This is a genomic window from Gordonia aichiensis NBRC 108223 (assembly GCF_000332975.1).
Taxonomy (GTDB): Bacteria; Actinomycetota; Actinomycetes; order Mycobacteriales; family Mycobacteriaceae; genus Gordonia; species Gordonia aichiensis.
Genome location: NZ_BANR01000030.1, coordinates 1 through 16,596 on the forward strand (window position 1 = coordinate 1; position 16,596 = coordinate 16,596).

General features: G+C 64.9%; 17 protein-coding genes. 11 read left to right on the forward strand and 6 right to left on the reverse strand.

Translation table 11 applies throughout. The features are described from left to right. A partial coding sequence (locus GOACH_RS24385; protein ID WP_245551977.1) for an MBL fold metallo-hydrolase occupies positions 1-323 on the reverse strand: 323 nt, incomplete at its 3' end. A 746-nt stretch (positions 324-1,069) separates the two neighbouring features. Here GOACH_RS24385 and GOACH_RS20325 point away from each other — a divergent pair. Together GOACH_RS20325 and GOACH_RS20330 are read left to right on the forward strand one after the other, a co-directional pair. Beyond that, positions 1,070-1,882: a hydroxypyruvate isomerase family protein gene (locus GOACH_RS20325; RefSeq protein ID WP_005179119.1), complete on the forward strand. Its 813-nt coding sequence runs from the start codon at positions 1,070-1,072 to the stop codon at positions 1,880-1,882. Between the two features lie 27 nt (positions 1,883-1,909). Beyond that, on the forward strand, positions 1,910-2,794 hold the full coding sequence (locus tag GOACH_RS20330; RefSeq protein WP_005179121.1) for a 2-hydroxy-3-oxopropionate reductase: 885 nt from the start codon (positions 1,910-1,912) through the stop codon (positions 2,792-2,794). 31 nt (positions 2,795-2,825) lie between these two features. Here the strand turns inward: GOACH_RS20330 and GOACH_RS20335 are convergent, their stop codons facing one another. Further along, on the reverse strand, positions 2,826-3,506 hold the full coding sequence (locus GOACH_RS20335) for a TetR/AcrR family transcriptional regulator (RefSeq protein WP_245551978.1): 681 nt from the start codon (positions 3,504-3,506) through the stop codon (positions 2,826-2,828). 86 nt (positions 3,507-3,592) lie between these two features. Between GOACH_RS20335 and GOACH_RS20340 the strand changes: the two genes are divergently transcribed. Together GOACH_RS20340 and GOACH_RS20345 are read left to right on the forward strand one after the other, a co-directional pair. Further along, entirely contained in the window at positions 3,593-4,627 is a 1,035-nt protein-coding gene (locus GOACH_RS20340; protein WP_005179124.1) for an agmatine deiminase family protein, read from the forward strand. Next, entirely contained in the window at positions 4,624-6,663 is a 2,040-nt protein-coding gene (locus GOACH_RS20345) for an amidase (RefSeq protein WP_005179127.1), read from the forward strand. Before GOACH_RS20340 ends, GOACH_RS20345 begins: the two co-directional genes overlap by 4 nt. A 102-nt stretch (positions 6,664-6,765) precedes the next feature. Here the strand turns inward: GOACH_RS20345 and GOACH_RS20350 are convergent, their stop codons facing one another. Then, positions 6,766-8,706 carry an HNH endonuclease signature motif containing protein gene (locus tag GOACH_RS20350; protein WP_005179130.1) on the reverse strand — a complete coding sequence of 647 codons (1,941 nt, stop codon included), beginning with the start codon at positions 8,704-8,706 and terminating at the stop codon, positions 6,766-6,768. Positions 8,707-8,833: 127 nt separating this feature from the next. Continuing rightward, positions 8,834-9,343 (reverse strand): mycothiol transferase, encoded by a 510-nt coding sequence (locus tag GOACH_RS20355; protein WP_005179132.1) that lies wholly within the window; start codon positions 9,341-9,343, stop codon positions 8,834-8,836. A 164-nt stretch (positions 9,344-9,507) separates the two neighbouring features. On the opposite strand from GOACH_RS20355, the gene GOACH_RS20360 reads away from it, so the two are divergent. The 4 genes from GOACH_RS20360 to GOACH_RS20375 all read left to right on the forward strand — a co-directional run bounded on the left by GOACH_RS20360 (position 9,508) and on the right by GOACH_RS20375 (position 12,211). Next, a complete protein-coding gene (locus tag GOACH_RS20360; RefSeq protein WP_005179135.1) occupies positions 9,508-9,762 on the forward strand; it encodes a hypothetical protein in 255 nt (84 codons plus the stop codon). Further along, complete coding sequence (locus GOACH_RS20365) at positions 9,763-11,013, forward strand: cupin domain-containing protein (RefSeq protein WP_005179138.1); 1,251 nt, start codon at positions 9,763-9,765, stop codon at positions 11,011-11,013. Continuing rightward, positions 11,010-11,909 carry a sucrase ferredoxin gene (locus GOACH_RS20370; RefSeq protein ID WP_005179139.1) on the forward strand — a complete coding sequence of 300 codons (900 nt, stop codon included), beginning with the start codon at positions 11,010-11,012 and terminating at the stop codon, positions 11,907-11,909. Before GOACH_RS20365 ends, GOACH_RS20370 begins: the two co-directional genes overlap by 4 nt. A gap of 98 nt (positions 11,910-12,007) precedes the next feature. Beyond that, on the forward strand, positions 12,008-12,211 hold the full coding sequence (locus GOACH_RS20375; protein ID WP_005179144.1) for a hypervirulence associated TUDOR domain-containing protein: 204 nt from the start codon (positions 12,008-12,010) through the stop codon (positions 12,209-12,211). A gap of 17 nt (positions 12,212-12,228) precedes the next feature. On the opposite strand, the gene GOACH_RS20380 is transcribed toward GOACH_RS20375, so the two are convergent. After that, the gene (locus GOACH_RS20380) at positions 12,229-12,783 is read right to left on the reverse strand and encodes a hypothetical protein (protein WP_005179147.1); all 555 of its coding nucleotides are present in this window, start codon (positions 12,781-12,783) and stop codon (positions 12,229-12,231) included. Between the two features lie 82 nt (positions 12,784-12,865). Here GOACH_RS20380 and GOACH_RS20385 point away from each other — a divergent pair, with 82 nt between their 5' ends. Continuing rightward, positions 12,866-13,498, forward strand: coding sequence for a DUF2461 domain-containing protein (locus GOACH_RS20385; RefSeq protein WP_005179149.1), 633 nt, complete (start codon positions 12,866-12,868; stop codon positions 13,496-13,498). Between the two features lie 81 nt (positions 13,499-13,579). Here GOACH_RS20385 and GOACH_RS20390 read toward each other — a convergent pair whose 3' ends face one another. After that, positions 13,580-13,975, reverse strand: coding sequence for a YchJ family protein (locus GOACH_RS20390; protein WP_005179151.1), 396 nt, complete (start codon positions 13,973-13,975; stop codon positions 13,580-13,582). Positions 13,976-14,068: 93 nt separating this feature from the next. Here GOACH_RS20390 and GOACH_RS20395 point away from each other — a divergent pair, with 93 nt between their 5' ends. Next, entirely contained in the window at positions 14,069-14,455 is a 387-nt protein-coding gene (locus tag GOACH_RS20395) for a hypothetical protein (RefSeq protein ID WP_005179154.1), read from the forward strand. Positions 14,456-14,662: 207 nt separating this feature from the next. Beyond that, on the forward strand, positions 14,663-16,528 hold the full coding sequence (locus GOACH_RS20400) for an APC family permease (RefSeq protein ID WP_005179157.1): 1,866 nt from the start codon (positions 14,663-14,665) through the stop codon (positions 16,526-16,528). The last annotated feature ends 68 nt before the right edge of the window (positions 16,529-16,596 follow it).

A 16,596-nucleotide genomic window follows, 5' to 3' on the forward strand; every position in this document is an offset into this window, starting at 1 on the left:
GAGCCACCAAACGCTGGCGGTAATCCACCAGCGCCGCCCGGTCCGTAAACCCTGATCGTCTCACCGAGATTGTCGTCATGGGCTCGATTAGGAACATTTCCCGCCAGCAGGAAGAAGTTGAAGTAGTCGGCAAGATGGTCAGCATGGAGATGAGTCAGAAAGATTGCTTGCAGGGATCGAAATCGTAGTCCTGAACGCACATACTGCGTTGTGGCTCCACGCCCACAGTCGACAATGTAGGTTTTGCCCTCGACAGTCACGGCGGTCGAGATGCCGGTGCGCGTCGGACTCGGTGGAGGTCCCGCTTGTGTACCGAGCAGCACAGCTCCCAACTTTACATCTTCCGTCGAAGGTTTCGACGCCGGCGCAGCCGTGGTAACAGTCGTCGTACTCGATGAAGCGCACGCTGCGAAACCACCAATGGCCGCCAGACCGCCCAGTCCGGCGACTACCGAACGCCTACTTAACTGCGCCACGGAGGTGTGAGCCTCGTCCGCAATCGAATTGTTTTGCGAGAAGACTGCATTGCACGAGCAGCACATATTGGTTACGAACCTCAATTCACACAACAGGTAGCCGCATCACGTAAAGCGATACCGATCCACCCGTAAGCCAGGAAGGACGAATAGCAGTAGACCTGGTGATTTACTATTGATTCGTCAGCACGTTGTATTTGTGTTCGGATTATCCCCCTGTTGCTGCGATAACCCGAGAATGGACATTGGAACCATAACCTCCGAAGGTCGTCAGACCTCAAGGACTATCGCCGCCCGTTCACGCCACCGACACTGCTTTGCACAAATCAGACAGGCCGGACCAACCCGAGGCCCAGGAGGTACTCGAAAGTTCCCAGAGAGAACTCTCAAGATGTTCCGCCACGACGAGACGTACGCTCCTGTTCTCCGACAAACACAGGTCCAGCCCACCCCCACCGCACGTCACCCGGTTATCGCATGCCACCACCGGCGTGCAAAGGCGACAAGCTCCTGCGACACCCGGATCACCCTCACGCGACGGCCAGCGCACCGACTACCCTGTGCGAAGCATCGGCACGACAGGAGTGAACCCGGTGGACACCAGACGGCTGACGGTGAACTGCTCGATCCTCTTCACTGAACTCCCGCTCCTGCGCCGGCCGCAGGCAGCGCGCGACGCCGGCTTCGACGCCGTCGAGTTCTGGTGGCCGTTCGGCGCCGCGGTTCCGTCGGACTCCGATGTAGCCGCGTTCATCGCCGCCGTGCAGGACGCCGGGGTTCGGCTGACTCACCTCAATTTCGCGGCGGGTGATCTGTCGGCGGGAGAGCGAGGATTGCTCTCCCATCCCGACACGTCCGGCGAGTTCAGGGACAGCGTCGAGGTCGCCGTCGGGATCGGACAACGGCTCGGCACTGTGGGTTTCAATGCGTTGTACGGCAACCGAGTCGACGGTCTCGACTCTGCGAGACAGGACGCGATCGCCACCGAGAACCTGGCATTCGCCGCCCGTGCGGCTGCCACCATCGGCGCCGACATCCTCATCGAGCCGCTCAGCGCGATTCCCGACTATCCGCTCCGTAGCGCCGACGACGCGATCGCCGTCGCGCACCGGGTTCTCGGCGATCACGGCATCGACAACGTCTTGCTGCTCGCCGATCTCTATCACCTGGCGGTCAACGGCGAGGATCTCGATCGAGCACTCGCCCAGCACGCTGACCGGATCGGCCACGTGCAGCTCGCCGACGCCCCTGGCCGTGGTGAACCCGGCACCGGCACAATCGATCTCGGTCGGCATCTGCACACACTCGACGACGCCGGCTACACCGGATGGCTGAGTCTCGAATATCGCCGCACGCTGCCCGACCCGTTCGGATGGCTCGCAGGCTTCGCGATCGAGCCGCGGTGAATCCACACCACATGAAGGGCAGAACTCATGACACGTATCGCGTTCATCGGTCTCGGCGTGATGGGCAGTCCGATGTCGATCAACGCCGTCCGCGCGGGGCATCGCGTCGTCGGATACAACCGCACACCCTCACGCGCTGCTGCCCTCGTCGACGCCGGTGGTCGGGCTGCGGACTCGATCGCCGACGCCGTCGCGGACGCAGACATCGTGGCCACGGTGTTGCCCGACTCCCCCGACGTCGAGAAGGCACTGACCGCCCCTGACGGCGTATTCGCGCACGCTGCGCCCGGAACCGTCGTGGTCGATTTCTCCACGATCCAACCTGACGTCGCCCGTCGAATGGCGCAGTTCGCCGACGACGGTGGGCAGGCTTTTCTCGACGCGCCGGTCTCGGGCGGCGAGGAGGGTGCGATCAACGGCGACCTGTCGATCATGGTCGGCGGCTCCGACGAGGCATTCACCAAGGCAGCACCGCTGTTCGACGCCGTCGGCTCCACCATTGTGCATGTCGGCCCAAGTGGCAGTGGACAATTGGTCAAGGCAGCGAATCAACTGATCGTCGCTGCCAACATCGAAGCACTCGCCGAGGCGATCGTCTTCCTCGAGGCGCACGACGTCGAGACGACGAAGGCCGTGCGAGTGCTCTCCGGGGGCCTCGCGGGATCCGCCGTTCTGGACCACAAGGCACAACGCATGATCGATCGTGATTTCCATCCCGGAGGTCGGATCGACCTGCACCACAAGGATCTCGGAATCGTCGCCTCTGCCGCTCGAGACGCGGGACTCGCTCTCCCGATCAGTTCACTCGTAGCAACGTTGATGGCGTCGGCTCGAGCGAACGGGGACGGCGGACTCGACCACAGCGCACTGTTCCGCGGCGTCGAACGGCTGTCGGGACGACTCGACGACTGACGAATCGCCGAGTCGCGAGGACCGACAATCACTACTGCAGAGCGCCACGTGCAAGACCGAGTTCGTTCTCCATCGCACGACGCACGAGGCGACCTCGATCGGGCGCGCCGGCGTAGTGCACCAACGCATGTGAATTGACGCCGTCGATCATTCCGAGAAACTGCCACGCGACGTCGGCGGCATCGTCTGTCGAGAACTCACCGGTCTCGACCCCTTCGGCGATGAGGTTCTGCACCAGCACCTGCCAGTCGCCCATCACCTCGCGCACTGCTGCGGCCAGTGACTGGTTGACACGACCGAGGCTGAAAGCGTCCGCCCATGCAATCGTGACGTCGTCGCGCCCCGGCTCGGTGAGGGTCTGGATCAAACGCCGCAGTTTGCCGATGGCGGACGGGTCACTCGACAAGAGATCCGCGATCTCCTCGATCTCCGCGCCGGTGATGACAGTGAACGTCGACGCGACGAGTTCGTCCATACTCGGCGCATAATGCGCAACGAGCGCCGGTGCAACGTCGGCCCGCGCCCCGATGGACCGCAGCGTAAGCGCGGGAAGCCCGTCGGTGCGTGCTACCTGAACTGCAGCGGAACGGATCTCGGCGGCACGCTCCTGCGGAGACTTGCGGGGTGCTCGCGCACGACTCTTCGAGACCATCACCCTGCGATCATCACGCCTGTTGATCACGTAGTCAACGGCTATTGATCGTGCGCTCAATAATTTTGACGTTCCGCTTGACCACGCCTCCTGGACCGCTTACCGTTTAGCTATTGATTGTCTGATCAATAACGAGAGGCCACACCATGCCCTGGACGATGCCCGCCGAGACCGCTCCGCACGAACGAGTGTGGATGGCCTTTCCCCGTGCCAATACAACCCTGGCCGAAAGCGCCGCCGATGCGGAGACGGCGTACGCGGCGTGGAGCACGGTGGCCAACACGGTCGCCGAGTTCGAGCCGGTCACGATCGTCGTCGACCCGACAGAGGTCGCGCGCGCCCGTGCCCTGCTCTCTGGCGAGGTCACGATCGTCGAGGCACCGCTCGACGACGCGTGGATGCGCGATATCGGGCCAACCTTCGTCGTGGACGAGAACGGCCAACTCGGTGCTGTCGCATGGACTTTCAACGGCTGGGGTGCACAGGAGTGGGCCGAGTGGACCAATGATCGTCAGATCGGCCGGTTCGTTGCGGGACAGGCGGGCGTGCCCGTCGTCAGTTCCATGCTGGTCCAGGAGGGCGGTGCCATCCACGTCGACGGAGAGGGAACGGTGCTGGTCACCGAGACGGTGCAACTCGACCCTTATCGCAACCCCTACGCCACACATCAGACAATCGAGGCAGAACTTGAACGGACACTCGGCGCACAAAAGGTCATCTGGGTCCCCCGCGGCCTGACGCGGGACTACGAACGGTTCGGTACTCGTGGGCACATCGACATGGTCGCGACGATTCCCTCCCCCGGCACGCTGCTCCTCCACCACCAACCGAATCCCGACCATCCCGACCATGCCGTCACCAAAGGACTTCGCGAGTTCTTCGCGCATACGACCGACGCGGCCGGACGCACGTGGAACATCGTCGACCTTCCTGCGCCCGCGACGATCCGCGACTCAGAAGGCTTCGTCGACTACAGCTACATCAATCACCTCGTCGTCAACGGCGGTGTCGTCGCGTGCGGCTACGGCGAACCTGAGGCCGACGCACAAGCAGCCGAGATCCTCGAGTCGGTCTATCCCGGACGCCGGGTGGTAACAATCGATGCGCGCGAGATCCTCGCGCGCGGCGGCGGAATCCACTGCATCACTCAGCAACAACCAGCCGTCGGCAGCCGGTCATGACCGCGGTCACGAGCACTCCGCCGCTGGTCGAAGCGTCGATCGCCGAGCTGAGCGAGGCTTTGGAAACGGGTGCGGTCACCAGCGTCGAGCTCGTCGCAGGATACCTGAACCGCATTGCTCGCTACGACCGACACAGCTTGGCACTCAACGCGATTCCGGTCCTGAACCCCGCCATGTTCGACGAGGCTCGTGCCTCCGACGAACGTCGCGCCCGTGGCGAGACGCGTGGACCGCTCGACGGCATTCCTTACACCGCCAAGGACAGCTACCGCGTGCGCGGACTCACTGTGTCGTCGGGATCGCCCGCGTTCGCTCACCTGGTTGCCGGGTCAGATGCCTTCGCCGTCGAGCGCTTGCGCGAGGCGGGAGCGATCTGTCTCGGTCTGACCAACATGCCGCCAATGGCCAACGGTGGGATGCAACGTGGCGTCTACGGGCGCGCCGAGAGCCCCTACAACAGCGAATATCTGGCAGCTGCCTACCTGTCGGGTTCGTCAAACGGCTCCGGCGCCTCCACTGCGGCGAGCATGGCGGCATTCGGTCTGGGCGAGGAGACATGGTCGAGTGGCCGCTCCCCGGCATCGAACAATGCCTTGATCGCATACACACCATCGCGTGGGGTCATCTCGGTGAGAGGCAACTGGCCGCTCACACCAACGATGGATGTGGTTGTGCCGCATACTCGAACCGTCGACGACATGCTCGCCCTGCTCGACGTTCTCGTCGCCGACGACCTCGACACGCGCGGTGATTTCTGGCGCACACAGCCGTGGGTCGAGTTGCCCACGGCGTCTTCGGTGCGCCCGGCGTCGTATCTGGATCTGCGCGATCAGCATGCGCTGCAGGGCAAACGGTTCGGGGTACCACGCGTGATCCTCGGCGACGACCCCGACGCCGGCTGGCCGATCACACCACGCCCGTCGGTCATCGAATTGTGGAATCGCGCCCGCGCCGACCTCGAAACTGCAGGAGCAGAAGTCGTCGACGTTGATTTTCCTGCCCTCACCAACTACGAACTCGACCGCGCCGACGCTCGGGACGGTTACGCGCGGGGAATCCTGCCCGAAGGGTTCTTCGACGCCGAGATGTGGGACCTGACAATGTGGTCGTGGAACGACTTCCTCCAGGCCAATGACGATCCGGCGCTGAACCGTCTCGTGGATGTCGACGGTTCACTGATCTTCCCACTCGCCGACGGCACCATTCCCGATGAGTTGCACGGATATTACGCGCGCTACAACCTCGACATCAGCCAGTATCCGCAACGGGCAGCCGACGGCATTCGGGAGTTTGATGACATCCCCGACCTCGCCGCCGGAGTTCGTGGGCTGGAGGAATTGCGTCGCATCGATCTCGAGGACTGGCTCGACGAACTGGGACTCGATGCACTCGTCTGCCCTTCCGCGCTGGACGTCGGCGCAGCCGATGCAGATGTGAATTCCACCTCGCACGAGCGTGCAATGGCCAACGGCGTGTGGGTGTCGACCGGAAACACGATGATCCGCCACTACGGTATCCCGACGGTCAACGTCACCATGGGGACGATGGCTGATATCGGTATGCCGGTGAACCTCACCTTCGCCGGGCGCGCTTACGACGACAACGCACTGCTTGCGTACGGGTGGGCGTACGAACAGCTGTCCAGACGACGGGTCGCCCCTCCTACGACGCCCGAGCTGCCACCTCTGCAGCGCCAGAGCGAGGTGCCGCAAAGCAGCGTGGCCGGGCAAGCAGTTGGCGAAGCTACCGCTACCGCAATCGAACTCAGTGCCGCTACGGGTTCCGACACCCAGACCGCCGTCATCGACATCACCGGCTCATCCGACGGCACCCTGTTGCAACTGTTCGTCAACGGAGAGGCAGTTGCATTCGACCGCGACGGCGACAAATTCTCCGCCTCGGTCGAGATCCCCGCGATCGAACTCCGCCGCCAGCATTCCCAATGGCGTCTGCCTTACGGAGCTATCGTGATGGCCGTTGCAACGACGGCCAGTGGCGTTGCGACCGGTCAGTACGTGGTGGTCGGCGGCATCTGAACGACCGGGCGAGCTTTCTTGGTGAGCACGACGCTCGGCGACCACTCCTGCCCCGCCACCTGGTGTGGTGGCGGGGTGGGGTGGCGGCGAAAAATGCGTCTGTCAGGCGGCGTCAGCTAGGGGCGGGTCGACGCTGCCGGGTGGTTCGCTGCCGGGTGGTGGGTCGCCGGGTGGTGGGTCGGGGTCGGGGTCGAGGTCGAGTGGTCGGGGTGGGTTCCAGGTGATGTCGACGCGGCGCTCGCCTGCGTGCTCGGGTGTGGTGTCGAGCAGCGTCGTCAGGAGTCGGTGATCGACGACGCTGATCGCTGTGGGCGTCGCCGGGTTGCCGGGATTGCCACGTCCTTCACTCCGACCGGCCGACGCGGTCACGCCGCCGCGATCGACACTCTCCCGCACAGCAGCACCGACAGCATCGGCCCCTGTGTCAGCATCTGTGTCTGCAGGTGTGTGTCGGCGGCGGTGGTCGGAGAGGTGGGTGATGGTGCCGCCCGCGGTGGTAGACGCCTGGGCGCGAGCCTCGGCGAGGTGGTCGCGGAAGTCGGTGGCGACGTCCGCGGCGCGGTTGATGTGTTCAGGATTGGGTGGCATACCGGTAGCGGTGTTCAACCGCCAGGCGACGCGTCCGGTGTCGGGGCCGTCGGTGATGATGCGGGTCGTGTACTGGCCGGGCTTGGGTCCGACCCGGTTGTTGTGCACATCGCACGCCGGTACCAGTTGGTCGATGTCGGTGAGCCCACCCTGGGCCCAATCCTTGGCGGCGTGGTGCATCGCCACCCGGCTGGCTGGTTGGGTACAACCGGGTGCCGAACACATCCGCCCACCCGCCGACGCGAACGACGCCAACCGTTGCCCCTGCGAGGCCAACCGTTTCGACCGCCCCAAATACAAGGGGACGCTGGTGTGCTCGGCGAACACCGCCAGGAACGGTTGCACCCCGCTTGCCGAGTGCGCGGCCATCGCGATCAGATCGGGGATCGGTAACAGGGTGCCGGATGCGGTCTGCGCGATCCCGGCGTGTGCCTGCAGCTCGGCCAGGGTGGTGGTGGCGATGACCTGGATCGGCAGGCCACGATGTGAGCGGCCGAGTACACCGGCATCAACCACCTGCGACAGCAACGCTGATACGGCGTCATGGTTGCGTTGGGCTTGTGAGCGTTGATCACGTGCGGCTGCCTGCGCCACCACCTCAGCGTCAGCCTCGCCCACCGGCCCTGCCGGTGAGGTGTCGTCGTCGGGGTTGTTCATGCCGGGTGTCGCCCACGCATCCAGCACCACATCCAGGCGGGCGCGGGTAGCCGGGTCGAGATCAGCAGTCAACCTGGACATCAGATCAGCACCTTGGCGGTTCACCCACAACCGGCGACGCCGCCTGCGGTCGGTGTCGTCGGTGACCGTGCCATCGGGATCGAGATGTGCCATCAACCGGGTACCCAGAGTGGTGATCTCTTTCGGCGTGAACTGCACCCCATAACCAGCCATCTGCGCCTCGGCCGCCGCACACACCTCAGCCGGAATCTGATGCGGAATCTGGCCCAACACCTCCAACACGGCCCGTGCGCGGGCCGGCGCTATCAGCCCCTGCCCCCAATACTGTGCCAACGTCGGGCAGCGTGGTTGCTCTTTCTCACCCACGATCGACGTGAACGAACCGGTCGCCGAGATGAGTTGATGTCGTGCCGCCGGGTCCCCGACACCCAACCGGTGGGCCAGAAAGTCCCGCACATCCCGATACCCGAGCGCGCGTGGCAGAGTACGATCCGATGCCTCGACCACCAGCCGATCAGTCACCGCTGCCGCGGTGCGCCGCGCCAACCGCTCAGCCACCTGCGCCGCCTCCACCACACCCGCATCCGACAGCCCCGCCAGCTCGAGGCCCGCCAACTCGTCCAACGCCGACGCCACCCGCGTCAACGCCTCCGCCACCCGAGCATCCACCGACCCCGCCACCGCACAACCCAACCCGGCAGCATCCAACAAGGCTGGTGCACACAATGTTTCACCGACACCCGGACCGTCGTTGCCGCTGTCGTGCTCGCTACTCATTCCGTGTCACCCCCCACCCTCCCGGAACGTCTCGATCGAATATGCGTTCTACGCTAGCCGACGCCACCGACAAGTTCTGGCGCCTTCGCCTCAACGCTTCCGAGTAGGCCCTGTCAACCCCTCCGACTCAGCCCTTCGACACCGGCGAGTTCAGCAGATCACGAGTGACCTGGAGCTGCCCGAGGTGCTGTGCGAGTTCGTGTACGACATGCAGCACAACCCATTGCGGCGTGACGGTGTCGAGATCGACATCGGCATTTGTACCGCGGGCGGCGCGACCGGCGATGCCATCGCGGAGCATGCGCGGCGCCCAGACATCGGCGTCCCGGCGAACCTGAGCAAGTCGTTCGACGAGATCGGCGCGCGTACCGGTGGCCTCGAACTCGCCCGCCCGGTCGCGCGGTATGTCGAGACCGCAGCCGAATGTCCCCAGCCACCAGCGGGTCATCTCGATGCAGTGGTGGACGAGCGCATACGGAGCGTTCGAGCCCGGTGCGGAAAGCCGTCGATTGAGGTCATCGTCGGACAGATCGTCGAGCACCGCCAGGAAGCCGTTCCAGCAGCGCTCGGCAGTGTCGCTCGCGGCGTCGAACCACGTCTCGTCCGCGTGCTCGTCGCGCTCCGATTCTTCACTCACCCCCGCAGCCTATGTCGACGTCGTGACCGCGCCGGAATCGCTGTCTCGCCCCGATAACGAAATCGCCATCGTGGCTGAGACACCTCGTCAACGTCGCGTCACGTCGACATAGTGGAGAGTGGAGTTCGCGACCGCGCGGCTCCCGACGAGGAAAGGGTTTTCCCATGGCACTCGATGATGACGACATCACCACCTCCAGCCCCGGGGGTGAAGGTCCGGCCGACGGCGGCTCCAACCCCGGCGGTCACGACGGCGGCGCAGACGGCACCGCATCACCCGGCGAAGGTCCCGCCGACGGCGGCTCCAACCCCGATGGTCACGACGGCGGCGCAGACGGCACCGCATCACCCGGCGAAGGTCCCGCCGACGGCGGCTCCAACCCCGGTGGACACGACGGCGGCGCAGACGGCACCGCCTGAATGATGAGTTCGCTGAGTCGATGCGTCACCGCCGACCCCGAGGTGTTTGCACGCGAGCACTGGGGTCGGCAGCCGCTGCTCAGCCGCTCGGCCGCGCTACCCCGTGACTTCGACGATCTGCTCTCGCCGCACAGCGTCGACGAGTTGATCGCCGAGCGCGGGGTGCGTGCGCCGTTCATCCGTATGGCCAAAGAAGGCGGTCTGATCGGTAAGGACAGCTATCTCGGCTCGGCGGGCTTCGGAGCCGAGATGCCCGACCAGGTCGACTCGGCAAAGGTCCTCACACAGTTCGCGACGGGCGCGACCATCGTCCTGCAAGGACTGCACCGATTGTGGCCACCGGTCATCGATTTCGTCCGCGGGATGGTCGACGATCTCGGCCATCCGGTCCAGGCCAACGCCTACATCACTCCTCCTGCCAATCGTGGGTTCGATCCGCACTACGACGTGCACGACGTCTTCGTGCTGCAGATCTCAGGACGCAAGCACTGGCGGGTTCACGCACCCGTGCACGACAATCCACTGTCGACGCAGCCGTGGACCGACCACCGCGAAGCCATCGCAGCGCGCAGCGCCGACAGCCCGGTGATCGACACGCTCCTCGAACCCGGCGACGCTCTTTACCTGCCGCGCGGCTGGATCCACTCGGCAGAGGCCCTCGGCGACACGTCGATTCACCTCACGGTCGGCGTGTCGGCAGTGACCGCTTACGATCTCGTCCGGGCTGTCCTGGATCAGCTGGGGACAGTCGACGCCCTACGCGCCTCGCTACCGATGGGCAGCGACTTCACCGATCGTGACGAGACAGCAGCATTGGCCACCAAGACCATCGCCACCGTTATCGACGTATTACAGGACCGCACAGCAGATCTCGCCGAGACGGTCGCGTCTCGAATGTCTGCCGTCCACGCCGAACGCACCCGCCCTGCGGCGGTGCGACCGCTCGCAACTCTCGACGCCATCGACGCGCTCGACGAACGTACGGCGGTCCGCCTGCGCCACGGGCTGGTGACCGAGATCGGCCGGTCGGCCACGCGCACAGAAATCCGTCTACAGGACCGAACGATCAGCTTCCCCGACCACTGCACCGCCGCGCTACACGACATCGTGTCCGGCGACATCGTCTGCGCGGGCACATTGCCCGAACTCGACACCGCCGACGGCCTGGTGCTGATCCGACGCCTTCTTCGAGAAGGCGTCCTCGTGCCCGATCACCGAGCACCCGCTCACCGATCGGACCTCGCCGAATGATCCGTCGACCTCCGTGTAGTACGCAATCTGCAGAACGCGGTGATCCGATCTACGGCACCGCATCGGCAGGCACGGCGTGGGTTCTGCTCGAACTCGGCGGCGGTTGGGGACATTCGGCTTTTCTTCAGTCCCCTTCGATCATCGATCACGATCTCGGCCTTCGGATCGTGCGCCGCGTCGAAAAGCAACGCATGCGCATCGTGGCGATTCGACGGCCGGGACGACGACCACCGACACCTCGGTGGCGCTGGTTCATCGTGAACGCCGAACCCGGAGCAGAAAGCGTCCACACCGGCGAAGTCGATGGTCCTGCAGGATATCTCGATCTCGCACTCGACGGATCCGACGGTCAGGCCACGACAGAGCCCCTCGTCGCCGTGTGTGCGCACGGAAAGCACGATCAGTGCTGTGCAGTGCGAGGCCGCGCAGCGACTGCGGCGATAGCGTCGGCGTATCCGGAGTGGACGTGGGAGTGTTCGCACCTCGGCGGCGACCGATTTGCCGCCACGGGGCTGATCCTTCCGCACGGACTCTGCTATGGCAGACTTGACACCGCCACCGACCCAGCCACGGTCGTGGAGCTGTACACACAAGGGCGACTTGATGATTCGCTACTTCGCGGACGCACGTCGCTCCCTCATGCCGTGCAGGCGGCGCAGCACTTCGCCCGCGTCGAAACCGGAGACGACCGCATCGAATCGTTCGCGCCCATCGATGTCGCGCACCTCGACGGTCGCATCCGCGTACGCCTGGTCGGCGATGGCGCACCCATCGACGTGGTGCTCATCGAAGAATTCTCCGAGCCGCTGTTCTCCATGTGCGAGGCGACCGTCACCGGGCGCGTGCGCCAGTTCGATCTTGACTCACTCACCATCGGCCACGGCGCCGCAATCTGACCGTGACCCGGTCTCGGTCCACGATCGGCCACATCTCGAGCACGCGTCACCTCCCTCGGCGCGCGTCAACGACGTCGACAATCGCTCATGCTCGAGTGATGGGAATCAACAAGAACGACACCGTCGAGTGGAACACCTCCCAGGGACCGACCCGCGGAAAGACTACCGAGAAGCGCACAACACCGTTCACGTTCGACGGTCAGAAGTTCAACGCCAGCGACGACGACCCCTATTGGATCGTCGAATCGTCGAAGACCGGAGCACGGGCCGCGCACAAGGAGTCGTCGCTCACCAAGAAATGACAGCGACAGCGGCGACATCACATGTTCTCGAAAGCACGTCCGAGCTCGGCGCCGACATCGATGATGCGCGCCGCGCGGACCTCCGGCTTCTCGATCTCGTCGGCGACGTGCTGTGCGATAAATCTCTTGATCTCGCTGTCCACCTGCCCTACTGCGCGAATGAACTCGCCGCGCAGGTTGTGCGCGGCGACGTCGACGATGACGTCTCGCGGCCGCGGAGGCGTGACATCGATCCGCAGTTCGAGCGGCTCGGCCGCGCGCACGGTCAGCGGCAAGGTGATCAGCCCGTCGACGTCGTATCGGATACGGTCGACCCGTAGATCCACCACGAGTCCGACATTGAGCATGATCTCGACCGTGAAGGTGATCAACTCCCCCACCGTGCGTGTGATGTCTGGTTCGCCGATCTCGACGTGCGCTGTCACGCGCGCGATCCCGCCGGGCCCCGATGGGATCGGCCCGACATCGAAGGACTCACCGGTGAGCGACGAGAACGCCGACCCCACGCGCTCCTCGGTCACCGCGACCTCGAAGAACCTGCGGCCGAACTGTTCGTAGGTCAGTTGCGCCATTCGAGACATCGTGCCATCCATGGCGACCGCTCGGCGCGGTTCGAGCACATGACGAGCGCAGGTCTCGTCGTACGCTGCACCCATGAGCTTCGACGGTTTCCCGGAAGCCGCCCTCGACTTCTACGACGACCTCGAGATCGACAACACCAAAGCCTTCTGGGAGCAACACAAAGAGATCTATGAACGCGCAGTGGTCACACCGATGCGCGCTCTCACCGATGCCCTCGCCGACGAGTTCGGCGAGGCGAAGTTGTTCCGTCCGTACCGCGACGTCAGGTTCTCCAAGGACAAGTCGCCCTACAAGACGCATCAGGGCGCCTACGTTCCCGTCGCCTCGGCCACTGGCTACTACGTACAGATCAGCGCCCCCGGGGTGATGGTCGGCGCGGGTTTCTACGACGCAACCGCCGACCGCCTGGCGGCTCTGCGCACGGCGATCGACGACGACCGGCGGGGCGGAGAACTCGAGTTGATCGTGCGCCGTCTACACGATGCGGGATTCGAGGTGGGCGGGGACCGCCTGAAGACGGCCCCGCGCGGCTGGGACATCAACCATCAACGCATCGAGTTGCTGCGCCACAAGACGTTGACGGTATCCCGCGACTACGGGTTCGACGGGATCATCCATACCGGCGAGCTTCTCGAGCGGGTGCGCGACGATTGGCGCGCGACCCGGCCTCTCGTCGACTGGCTCATCCGACACGCTCTCGCGTGAACGGTACTCGGCCTTGAACATCCCTACACCGCTGCGAACATTCCCACACCGCTGCGAATCGACGCCTGCGCACTCCATGCCTCAGACCGTTCCGTCGACGTAGACCCACGCACCCTCGTAGCGAGTGAACGACGAGATCTCGTGCAGCTGTCCGCGGTGTCCATCGGCGCGATACATCGCTGTGAACTCGACGGTTCCGGCAGTGTCGAACGGCCCGCCGCCGGTCACCGATTCGACGTCGAGACGCAGCCAGCGCATGCCATCATCGAGGATAAGGTCCTGCGGCCGGGTGTCGGGATGCCAACTGCGCAGCAGGTGGTCGCTGTCGCCGACAGCGAACGCGCTGAATCGCGACCGCATCAACGCCTCGGCGGTGGGAGCGCGTCGCCGTCCGAGCAGAATCGGCCCGCAACACTCGGCAAAGGTCAGGCCGGTCCCGCACGGACAGCGCGACTCGTCGTTGATCATTTCGCTCATGGCGGCTCAGCCTATGCTGCGACGAGCAGGGGTCCCAGCCGACTGCCAGCGCGTGCCCATGCCGATAGCAGTGTCGAAGTCTGTGATGGTCACATGACAACGATCACCTCCTCCGCCCCTTCCTCATTTCCCCCCGCCTCATCCCCCACAGCCTCATCCCCCACTGCCGCCCCGAGCACGCGCGCCGACACCGTCCTGCTGATCATGGACGGCAGCGTTCGTGCGCACGACATAGCCAGTCAGATCCTCGATCACGGCAAGAACCTGGCCATCGCGGGTACCCGGTGTCACGATCTCGTCCCCTTTGTCGACGCGGGTGTGCGTGGCAGGGTACTGACAGTCATTGCCGATCCTGCCGACCCCGCGCAGATCGATGCCGTCATCGAGCGTGCCGGCGAGATGCTCGGGCCGGTGATCATGGTCGTCGATCCGGGCGGATTGCTCTCGGATGTGCGCGCAGCCGACCGACACGCCGCCTGACAGCGCCGATGCCGAGGGCGTCGCCGATAGGGCCGTGTCAACATCTGGTCGAGCAGCGTCAAAGATGCGTAAGAAGCGCACACAACCCGATCGTCCGGCGATACAACGTCCTTCGTGGTATCACCCGGCACCGTGGCGCGAGCGCGGACACTTGACAAGACATCGACCGCTGCACCGACTTCGACTTCGAACTCGACAACCTCGCGCGTGAGGCGCACCGCCGATCCACGCACACACGGATCACGGATACGCGAGAAGCGTCGTCTGACCGCTACGACCGGGCTCGCGGCGCTCTCGCTCGATGCGATGGCGTCGGTTGCCTACGGACCCGAGGCGATCGTCCTCGTACTCGCGGCGGCGGGCGGCAACGCACTGGGACTCACCCTCCCCATCAGTGCCGCGATCGTCGTCCTCCTCGCGGTTCTCGTACTCTCCTACCGGCAGTTGATCGCTGCGTTCCCCGACGGAGGCGGCGCCTATGCCGTCGCGAAAGCCCATCTCGGGCGCCGCGCATCCCTCGTTGCCGCCGCATCTCTGCTGATCGACTACGTCCTCAACGTCGCGGTGTCGGTGACTGCGGGAACCGCCGCGCTCACATCAGCGTTTCCTGCGGCAGGCCGCCATACCGTCCTGATCGCACTCGCCACGCTCGCCCTGATCACGGCGGTCAACCTGCACGGAATCGTCAGCAGCGCCAGAGCTTTCATCACACCGACCGCAGTCTTCGTGGTGAGCATCCTGTCGGTGATCGTCGTCGGCCTTCTGCACGGTGGCGGTCACGATGTTGCGCAGGTCGATTCACCAGCGGTCGGGACGGTCGGAATTCTGTTGATACTCAAGGCATTCTCGAACGGGTGCGCGGCACTCACCGGCGTCGAGGCCATTGCCAACGCGACGCCGCAGTTCCGAGAGAACCGGATACGTCGCGCTCAGCGCGCCGAGGCCGCACTTGGTGTGCTCCTCGGAATGATGATGCTGGGTATCGCGGCGCTTGTGCAGCATCTGCATATCCAGCCACGGGAGGGCGTCACCGTGCTGTCTCAACTCACCGAAAGCGTATTCGGCCGTGGCGCACTGTATTACGTGGTACAGGTATCCACGATCGTGCTGCTTGCGCTGGCCGCGAACACGTCGTTCGGCGGGTTGCCGCAGCTGATGAAGGTCGTCGCGAGTGACGACCATCTGCCGCATCGTCTCGTCCGCCGAACCGACAACGGTGTCTACCGAAACGGCGTGCTCATTCTTGCAGTCGCCTCTGCTCTGCTGATCGTCGTCTCCGGGGGTGACGTGAATGCGCTCGTCCCGCTGTTCGCCATCTGTGTGTTCATCGGGTTCACTCTGGCTCAGCTCGGACTGGTGCGTCACTGGTCGACTTCGCGCACGCGTCACTGGAGAGCTCGTGCCTCACTCAACAGTGTCGGCGCCGCGCTCACCGGCACGGCAGCCGTGGTCGTCACCGTGATGAAGGCCGACGAGGGGTCGTTGTGGGTCGTGCTCGTCTTGGCACTGCTGGTGGTCGCGATGGAGTTGATGGCCCACAGCTACCGACGCACAAGGGAACTCGATATACGTACCGCGGGCGACACATCGCATCCCGGGGACCATCCTCGACACTCGTTCGCGGGCCAGGGCCTCGCCGTCGTGCCGGTCTCGTCGCCCCTGTGCTGCGCAACCAACGACGCGCTCCGCGCGGCACGGGCATTCGGTCGCGAGGTCAGAGCAGTGCACGTCGTCGTCGATGACAACCGGCGCAGCATCGGCACGCGGGAGAACACCGGCGAGCCTGCCCCCGCACGAGACGACTTCGAGTCGGAGTGGCGGCGCTTCCACCCGCTCTCGCACCTGATCGAACTGCGGGCTCCCGACGACGACTCCGTCGTCGACTATGTGGCCGAGTTGGCCGGCACCGACGACGTGCTCGTGATCATCCCGGACACGGGATCGGCCAGGCGTTCGAGGTTGTTGTCGTCGGGTCGCGCAGACGATCTCGAGGACGCGCTCCGGCGCACGACCCGCGCACTGGTGACGAGGACGCACACGATCGTCGACACGCACCGCGCGCCGTCGGCGTGACGACTCCAGTCCTCGACTTCGGGGCCTCTGCGGAAGGTCAGCCACCCGGTGGGTGAGCCTTCGGGTGG